Origin of the sequence: Bacillus sp. MYb56 (genome assembly GCF_002976445.1) — a bacterium.
Classification (GTDB): Bacteria; Bacillota; Bacilli; order Bacillales; family Bacillaceae_G; genus Bacillus_A; species Bacillus_A mycoides.
Genome location: NZ_PCOH01000017.1, coordinates 111,833 through 119,400 on the forward strand (window position 1 = coordinate 111,833; position 7,568 = coordinate 119,400).

The window sequence follows — 7,568 nt, forward strand, 5'->3', positions numbered from 1 at the left end:
AATATGAAAATAAATTAAAAAAGCGTAGATAGTATTGTCTACGCTTTTTTCGGTAAATAGAAGTAAAATAACACACCATCTTTTGTATTCTTGACCCCATATTCAGCATTGTGCAGCTCTAAAATGTTTTTTGAAATCGCAAGGCCAAGCCCGGTTCCACCTTGTGAACGTTTCCGTGCCGCATCTACTCGATAAAAACGATCCCAAATTTTATCTAATTGTTCTTCTTCAATGTGGGCACCCTTATTTTCAATACACACTTTTATATAATTCTTCTCGTCTATTGTGGAAATAATAATATCCTCTTTATCTGGTGTATAACGTATTGCATTCGTAATGAAGTTCACAATTACTTGTTCAATTCTATTTTGATTCCCAACCACTTCAGCTGGACATATATGTTTGTGCACACTCAGTTCTTTTTTCTCTATCTCCGATGAAAGCTGTTCACATATTTCTTCAATCACTCCATCGATATAGAAAGAATCCATCTTCATGTTATATGTGCCAGACTCAAATTTAGCTAATTCAAGCATATCCAAAATTAGTATATCCATCTTGTCTACTTCTTTTTCCATCGCCTGAAAATAGTAGTCTTTCTTATGTTCAGCTACCCCATCTTTTAAAATGGAAATACAGCTTTTCATAATACTCAGCGGCGTTTTTAGTTCATGCGATACACCTGCAATAAATTCTTTCCTTGTGTTTTCTAACTTTCTTTCTTTTTCAATATCTTGTTCTAACTGTCCAATATGTGAATGTAGCTTATTAGATAGTGTATTAATATTTTTTGATAAATCACCAATTTCATCTTTTGAAGTAATCGGAATTTTTTCTGTAAAATCTAAATGCGCTATCTTCTTTGTTGTATTATTTATTTTTAATAATGGTTTTGCAATTTGTTTTGAGTAATAGAACGAAGCTAGAAAAATGAGAACGACTACAAACGCAACAATATAGATGTAATAATCTTGCACCATTTGTACAGCCTCATCTACAGGCTGCAAAGAAGCCATCGCATATATATATGCTATCGATCCGTCTTTTTCTTTTATTGGTTTAATTAATAATTTATATTTTATATCATTTTTTTCATAATCCACTATTTGTGTTGAATACTGTATGTGATTGCTCTCTTTTGATAATAAATCAGTTTGAAATTCCTTTATGCTATCTAAGAATAAACTATTTTTATAAATTGGATTCACAGGACCTTTTACATCGGGTAACTGTACTTTCGTAACACGCCCGTCTATCTTAGCACCCTGTTCCTGATTAGCTCGTTCTTGAGCAGCCTGTTCTTGAGTAACTTGCTTCTTTTCCTTAACAAGTGGTTCTTGGTCCGCTTTCTTTTTTTCCTTCTCTTCTCGAATCTCACTGATTTTTTTTTCTAACGGTTTATTAGATCCACTTAAATTCCCCTTGCCTAACGCGAAAGAAAATGGAATAAAACTATCTTCTTTTTTCACTCCAGAAAAATTAATTTCTTGGTCTAAAAACTGATTTGACGGTTTATTATCAATCTCTTCTATATTGATGAGATTGTATAAGGGAATCATGATTATTTGTTGTCCAAAGCTCTTCTGTTGCTTACGGTCTATCGTTACCTCAAAATAAAAATCATCCGCATGTTTTAAATTCCCATTCTGATCTAATGTCGTAATCCATGTATTATTTTCGCTTAAAAAGTCTTGCTCCAGCTTCTGAATTTCTTCTGCACTTCCTGCATAACTTAAATAGTTTTTTTCAAAAGAATTTAAATTCACTTTAATATCTTCCACTTTTCGATTCGCATAATATTGCTTAAAAAATATCGTTTGTCCAATAAATATCGTCGCTAAAATCAACATACATAGAGCTGTTGTAAGGGTAAATAATTTAAGTACAATCCCTTTTCTCATATGTTCCCCTCGAATTTATAACCAGTTCGCACTACAGTTGTAATGTACTTTGCTTTCTCTCCTAATTTATTTCTCAAATTACGAATATGACTATTTACTGTGCGATCATCCCCAGCAAATTCATATCCCCAAATTCTTGAAATTAATTGCTCTCTTGTTAGTACAATTCCTTGGTTTTTCATGAAATACACTAATATTTCAAATTCTGTATGTGTTAAAGTAATGTCTGCCTCATCAACAGTAACAGTACGTGACGGAAAATGGACGTGAATGCCATGAATTGATAACGTATCATCTTCATTCTCTAAAGGCTTCTTTGTTGCTTTTCTACTTTCTAACAACCTTTTCGCTCTCGCTAATAAAATCGGCGGACTATATGGTTTCGTAACATAATCATCTGCCCCAAGCTCAAATCCAAGTAACGTATCATCTTCATCTACACGTGCTGTCAGCATAATAATTGGAACCCCGGACGTCTTACGAATCCTTCGGCAAACAGACCATCCATCAAGTTCCGGCAACATAATATCAAGTATAACTAAATCGACCTCTTCTTCTTCAAATAAGACTAAAGCTTCTTTTCCATCTCTCGCTTCAAGCACTTTATATTGTTCACTCAAAAAGTAATCCTTTAATATTTCGCGTAAAATATCTTCATCTTCAACAATTAAAATGTTTTTTGACATAATCTATGTCTCCCCCTCTCATTTTAAGTAGCTAGCATTTTGTACTTGATAATTTTATTTTGAATTGCTCGTAATTAACTTTGCCTCGATAATATATCGATCCGGTGCATCCCCTATATAATCAAATGGATAGCAAGTCGTCAGTGTTAATGTCGGTTCTTCTTTTTTTACAATAACAGTGCGATCATCCGCATGTGTAATCCACATCTTTTGAATTTCATATGTGTATATTGTATTGTCATATTCTAAAATGAGATTGTCTTTTTCTTTAAGCTCCCCTAATTCTGTAAATACAGTATCTCGATGCCCACTCAGTACAGTATGTCCCCCTCCAGATGGTGTTGTCGTTAAATCACTAACAAACATACCGACTCCTTTTTTCAATGTTGCATCATTTGCTCCCCAATATGTAGAAAACTTCTTCTTTATTTTCGGTATATTTAACATTGCTACCTTTTCTCCTTCTTTATGCTCGGTTTGAGAAGAAGGTACTTGGGAAGTTACAGGTGTTTCATGTGAAAGTTGATTATCTTGTATATTTTTAAGGCTCTTTATTTCTTCTTTCGTTAATTCTTGAGCAGAGCTTTTTCCTTTATACCATTCCACAGCGTAATACGATCCCATGAATAGCCCTATGGCCATCAATATGATACCGATATAATTGAGTAACTTCATGTTCCATCCCTCCATGCAAAAAATGGTAGGAGTAACCTACCATTTTTAATATATGAAATTATCCCATTCTTTATAGAACAATATTTTATTTATGCCTTAATCTTATTACGACGGTTCAAACCAAATAATGTCCCTATCGCTACAAGACATGCGCTTAATGCCATCATTGCTACATTATTTGATGCTGTGTTTGGTAATTTTTCACCTTGTACAGCTTGTTTCGCTACTTCTTGTTTCGCTGCATCATTCTTTTGCCCTGCCTTAATTGCTGCTTCTTTTTTTGCAAGAGCTTCCTTTTCTTGCACTTGTGGTGTTACTTCTTGTTTCGCTGTATCATTCTTTTGCCCTGCTTTTATTGCTTCCTCTTTTTTAGCCATATCACTTTTTTCTTGTACTTGTGCTGCTTCTTTTTTCTCTACTTCGCTCTTTTGCTGTTCCTTAATTGCTTCTTCTTTTTTAGCTTTATCTTGCTGTATTTGCGCTGATTCTTCTTTTGTTAATGTTCCAGTAGAAGCGCTCGCTACTGAAGAATATCCTACTGTTAAAAGTGCCATTGCACAAATTGGTAATAGTTTTTTTTTCATTTTATTTCTCTCCTTTTATACTTTATTCTAGTAACACATCACGTCGCACCGGATGTATTACTAGAATAAACAAGAGATGTAAATATAAGATGCAGATGAAATGGAATTCTGTTAAAGATTTCATTTTAGAAAAATAAAAAAACACCGTAATATATACGATGTTTTTTCGGGTGTGTGTCTCGATATTTATTTGTTACTTTCGCGTGATTGAGAAGTAGAAAGGGCCGGAGTGATAACTAATTGTCTCGGCTCAGTTTTCTTGAAGTGATTTTTGACGTTACACTTACGACATTGAACGACCCATGCTTTAATAGGATTTGTTAAAATAATTTTTTGCCTTTCGTTAGGGGCCTCTTCTTCCAATTTACAACTATCGCTCCACTTACTCCATTTCATTGTAAATTTAGAAGAAGAATGATCGTCTTCTCGATCAAACGTATGCAAAAAATCCATTTCTCCAGCTAGCATTACGGTGTTACTAGTTGCTAAAAAAGAAAAGGTCGTCCAATGTTTCTCCATGCCCTCCTACTCCTTTTTCACATATAGAGTGCCTAAAACTTAATTTACCTAAAATATGCTTGCCTTTTACCTTACACTTATAGTTTATCCAAAACACTACTATGCAACTATCGATTTGTCTTACAAATCACCTTACATTTTTGTAAGAAACGAAAAAACCTTCACTCTATATACGTGAAGGTTTCTCATTTCTTATCTATATGATCTTTCATATCATCAAGTCCAACTTCTTGCAGCTGTGACATCATACCGTGGGAAATTGCGCCTAATACTAAAGTCATTCCAATTAATGAAATCCGAATTGCAGGTACATCAATTATGTAAGCCAACATACCAAGAACGATTGTTAAAAGCAATGCTTTTATAAATGTTACACTTGTATACTGTTTCTTTTTCATCATAATCACCCTTTTTGGAAGCGTTTTCTTAATATTATCAGTATATCATATCATCTGACTATTTTGTGGGGATTTCTGTAAAAACCTTATATCTTCTTTGACTTTTTTCTTTCTATCCTTTACAGTCGAAATGTTCACAAGTTTTACACTGTAGGAGGATTCAAATGAAAATTGAAATAAAAGACACTTTAATTTCTGAAGAACAATTACAAGAAAAAGTAAAAGAACTAGCACTTCAAATCGAACGTGATTTTGAAGGAGAAGAAATCGTTGTAATCGCTGTATTAAAAGGATCTTTCGTATTCGCTGCTGATTTAATTCGTCATATTAAAAACGAAGTAACTATCGATTTTATCTCTGCATCTAGCTACGGAAATCAAACAGAAACAACTGGAAAAGTAAAACTATTAAAAGATATCGATGTAAACATTACTGGAAAAAACGTAATTGTCGTAGAAGACATTATCGATTCTGGTTTAACACTTCACTTCTTAAAAGATCACTTCTTCATGCATAAACCAAAAGCATTGAAATTCTGTACGTTACTTGATAAACCTGAACGCCGTAAAGTGGACTTAAAAGCTGAATATGTTGGCTTCCAAATTCCAGACGAATTTATCGTTGGCTACGGTATCGACTGCGCAGAAAAATATCGTAACTTACCATTTATCGCTTCAGTTGTAACGGAGTAATATAAATAGAGTAAACTTCCATCAATTATTGATGGAAGTTTATTTTCTATCACGATTCGTAAAAGACAAAGGGAGAGAATAAAAATGACAAAGACAAAATTTGAAAAAGTACTCCTCATCGTAAATCCGAAAGCAGGACAAGGCGATTTACATACGAACTTAACAAAAATCGTACCACCTCTTGCGGCAGCTTTTCCTGACCTGCATATCCTTCATACGAAAAAACAAGGTGATGCAACAAAATATTGCCAAGAGTTTGCTAGTAAAGTAGATTTAATTATAGTCTTTGGTGGTGACGGAACTGTATTTGAATGCACTAATGGCTTAGCCCCTCTTGAAACTAGACCTACACTTGCAATCATTCCAGGCGGAACTTGCAACGACTTCTCTCGCACACTCGGCGTTCCGCAAAATATTGCAGAAGCAGCAAAACTCATTACAAAAGGACATATAAAACCAATCGATGTCGCAAAAGCAAATGGACAACACTTCTTAAACTTTTGGGGTATTGGACTCGTCTCTGAAGTATCAAACAATATCGATGCAGAAGAGAAAGCAAAGCTTGGTAAAATTGGTTACTATTTAAGCACCATTCGAACTGTAAAAAACGCTGAACCATTCCCAGTAAAAATCACTTACGACGGACAAGTATATGAAGACGAAGCTGTCCTTGTTATGGTTGGAAACGGTGAATATCTCGGGGGTATCCCATCCTTTATTCCGAACGTAAAATGTGATGACGGAACACTTGATATTTTCGTAGTCAAATCAACAGGCATTCAAGCGTTTAAAGATTATATCGGAAAAAAACTATTTGAAGACTCAAATGAAAATGACATCTTCCATGTAAAAGCGAAATCCATTCATATTGAAACAGAAGAAGAAAAAGAAGTAGATACAGATGGAGAAAGCTCACTTCATACACCGTGTCATATTGAATTGTTACAAGGACACTTTACGATGATTTATAATCCTAATATTGTGTAATGAAAAAAACGAGTGATATCACTCGTTTTTTTCTTCTAATCTAATTATGTCGTTGTATAATTTCTTGTATTTCTTTAACTCTCTCTAAAGTAATTCCATTTCTTTGTTCTATCGCTAAAGGGTGATCGGTTGGCTCTAATTCAACATACGGTGCCATTCCAACTTCTCTTATATGTACATTTGTCTTTAAATTTAGTGTTTCTGGATAAACTGGTATTTCTACAGATAACCAGCCAAAATGAGGATCACTATGCTCTCGTCCTCTCTCATCCCACTCTTCTAGTACTTGATCATAACTTTCTTTACTAAGTGATACCCACACAGTCCAGATGAAATTTTCGTGGTAATCAATTATAGGAATCTCTAAACAGCCTCTAATAAAATAATGTTCATCGTCCATTACACAAAGATCTGATGTTAAATGGAAGCGTCCCTCTCTTTCATGAGCCGCTACCTCGTAGTAATAAGATGGTGCTTCACTTCCGTAACATAAAGGGAATGTAAATCGGTTCATTTGTATCTTTTCTCTGGACTTTTTTCTTCTTTTCATCTATTATGAGTTCTCCTACCCTTTAAATTTCATTCACACTCAAAATCCATCCAATTTTTCCAATGTGTATTAGAATCCTTATTCACAATAACACTTGGATCTTTCTTCTCTATTGTAGCAGCTACTGATTGAAAAAATTCAATTTCACTAGAGTATAACATAGACATACTTGCCTTTTATTTTCTAATAATACTACTAATAAAATAGCAGAAGGGTCTGTTTGCATGCCCCAGTTCTTTTTAGATACAATGAAGGAAAGAAGCAACCTGATACAAGGGAGAGAAAAAACTGTGTTCAACCAACAGTTAGTTAATTTACGCATTGATTTTGCATTTAAACAATTGTTTGGTACGAATGGTAGTGAAGATATTCTAATTGCATTTTTAAACGCTATGTTACAAGAGTCTTTAGAGTCGCCCATTGCTTCTCTACAACTAGAAGATCCACATTTACATCGGGAATATGAAGAGGATAAGTTATCTATTTTAGACATTTCAGCGACATTAAACACAGGAACAAAAGTAAATGTAGAAATACAGGCGCGACAAGAAGTCGCTTCATAATAGTGCGTATCCA

The 7,568-nt window shown here is 34.2% G+C and carries 10 protein-coding genes and 1 pseudogene; 3 read left to right on the top strand and 8 right to left on the bottom strand.

The annotated features are described in order from the left end of the window. Positions 1 to 38 precede the first annotated feature (38 nt). The 6 genes from CQ058_RS19680 to CQ058_RS19705 all read right to left on the bottom strand — a co-directional run bounded on the left by CQ058_RS19680 (position 39) and on the right by CQ058_RS19705 (position 4,766). Positions 39 to 1,901: a sensor histidine kinase gene (locus tag CQ058_RS19680; RefSeq protein WP_105589936.1), complete on the bottom strand. Its 1,863-nt coding sequence runs from the start codon at positions 1,899 to 1,901 to the stop codon at positions 39 to 41. Continuing rightward, the gene (locus CQ058_RS19685) at positions 1,898 to 2,587 is read right to left on the bottom strand and encodes a response regulator transcription factor (RefSeq protein WP_098775812.1); all 690 of its coding nucleotides are present in this window, start codon (positions 2,585 to 2,587) and stop codon (positions 1,898 to 1,900) included. Before CQ058_RS19685 ends, CQ058_RS19680 begins: the two co-directional genes overlap by 4 nt. 54 nt (positions 2,588 to 2,641) lie before the next feature. Beyond that, positions 2,642 to 3,262, bottom strand: a complete 621-nt coding sequence (locus tag CQ058_RS19690; protein ID WP_105589937.1) for a class D sortase — start codon at positions 3,260 to 3,262, stop codon at positions 2,642 to 2,644. 89 nt (positions 3,263 to 3,351) lie between these two features. Further along, on the bottom strand, positions 3,352 to 3,846 hold the full coding sequence (locus tag CQ058_RS19695) for an LPXTG cell wall anchor domain-containing protein (RefSeq protein WP_105589938.1): 495 nt from the start codon (positions 3,844 to 3,846) through the stop codon (positions 3,352 to 3,354). Between the two features lie 186 nt (positions 3,847 to 4,032). Beyond that, complete coding sequence (locus CQ058_RS19700) at positions 4,033 to 4,365, bottom strand: hypothetical protein (RefSeq protein WP_000410949.1); 333 nt, start codon at positions 4,363 to 4,365, stop codon at positions 4,033 to 4,035. Between the two features lie 185 nt (positions 4,366 to 4,550). Beyond that, positions 4,551 to 4,766, bottom strand: coding sequence for a hypothetical protein (locus CQ058_RS19705; protein WP_002129607.1), 216 nt, complete (start codon positions 4,764 to 4,766; stop codon positions 4,551 to 4,553). A gap of 161 nt (positions 4,767 to 4,927) precedes the next feature. Here CQ058_RS19705 and hpt point away from each other — a divergent pair, with 161 nt between their 5' ends. Together hpt and CQ058_RS19715 are read left to right on the top strand one after the other, a co-directional pair. Next, positions 4,928 to 5,455 (top strand): hypoxanthine phosphoribosyltransferase, encoded by a 528-nt coding sequence (gene hpt, locus CQ058_RS19710; RefSeq protein ID WP_000687586.1) that lies wholly within the window; start codon positions 4,928 to 4,930, stop codon positions 5,453 to 5,455. An 84-nt stretch (positions 5,456 to 5,539) separates the two neighbouring features. Continuing rightward, positions 5,540 to 6,442, top strand: a complete 903-nt coding sequence (locus tag CQ058_RS19715; protein WP_002167501.1) for a diacylglycerol/lipid kinase family protein — start codon at positions 5,540 to 5,542, stop codon at positions 6,440 to 6,442. Positions 6,443 to 6,482: 40 nt separating this feature from the next. Here CQ058_RS19715 and CQ058_RS19720 read toward each other — a convergent pair whose 3' ends face one another. Beyond that, positions 6,483 to 6,992 (bottom strand): DUF2199 domain-containing protein, encoded by a 510-nt coding sequence (locus tag CQ058_RS19720; RefSeq protein WP_105589939.1) that lies wholly within the window; start codon positions 6,990 to 6,992, stop codon positions 6,483 to 6,485. A gap of 29 nt (positions 6,993 to 7,021) precedes the next feature. Beyond that, positions 7,022 to 7,159 (bottom strand): DUF7003 family protein, encoded by a 138-nt coding sequence (locus CQ058_RS31870; RefSeq protein ID WP_002167499.1) that lies wholly within the window; start codon positions 7,157 to 7,159, stop codon positions 7,022 to 7,024. A gap of 123 nt (positions 7,160 to 7,282) precedes the next feature. Between CQ058_RS31870 and CQ058_RS19725 the strand changes: the two are divergent. Beyond that, positions 7,283 to 7,531 (top strand): annotated as a pseudogene (locus CQ058_RS19725) (Rpn family recombination-promoting nuclease/putative transposase); the annotation flags it as partial. Positions 7,532 to 7,568 lie beyond the last annotated feature (37 nt).

Excerpts from the sequence above, each read along its gene's own strand:
- CQ058_RS19680 (WP_105589936.1), bottom strand. The coding sequence starts at position 1,901 with ATGAGAAAAGGGATTGTACTTAAATTATTTACCCTTACAACAGCTCTA.
- CQ058_RS19685 (WP_098775812.1), bottom strand. The coding sequence starts at position 2,587 with ATGTCAAAAAACATTTTAATTGTTGAAGATGAAGATATTTTACGCGAA.
- CQ058_RS19690 (WP_105589937.1), bottom strand. The coding sequence starts at position 3,262 with ATGAAGTTACTCAATTATATCGGTATCATATTGATGGCCATAGGGCTA.
- CQ058_RS19695 (WP_105589938.1), bottom strand. The coding sequence starts at position 3,846 with ATGAAAAAAAAACTATTACCAATTTGTGCAATGGCACTTTTAACAGTA.
- CQ058_RS19700 (WP_000410949.1), bottom strand. The coding sequence starts at position 4,365 with ATGGAGAAACATTGGACGACCTTTTCTTTTTTAGCAACTAGTAACACC.
- CQ058_RS19705 (WP_002129607.1), bottom strand. The coding sequence starts at position 4,766 with ATGATGAAAAAGAAACAGTATACAAGTGTAACATTTATAAAAGCATTG.
- hpt (WP_000687586.1), top strand. The coding sequence starts at position 4,928 with ATGAAAATTGAAATAAAAGACACTTTAATTTCTGAAGAACAATTACAA.
- CQ058_RS19715 (WP_002167501.1), top strand. The coding sequence starts at position 5,540 with ATGACAAAGACAAAATTTGAAAAAGTACTCCTCATCGTAAATCCGAAA.
- CQ058_RS19720 (WP_105589939.1), bottom strand. The coding sequence starts at position 6,992 with ATGAAAAGAAGAAAAAAGTCCAGAGAAAAGATACAAATGAACCGATTT.
- CQ058_RS31870 (WP_002167499.1), bottom strand. The coding sequence starts at position 7,159 with ATGTCTATGTTATACTCTAGTGAAATTGAATTTTTTCAATCAGTAGCT.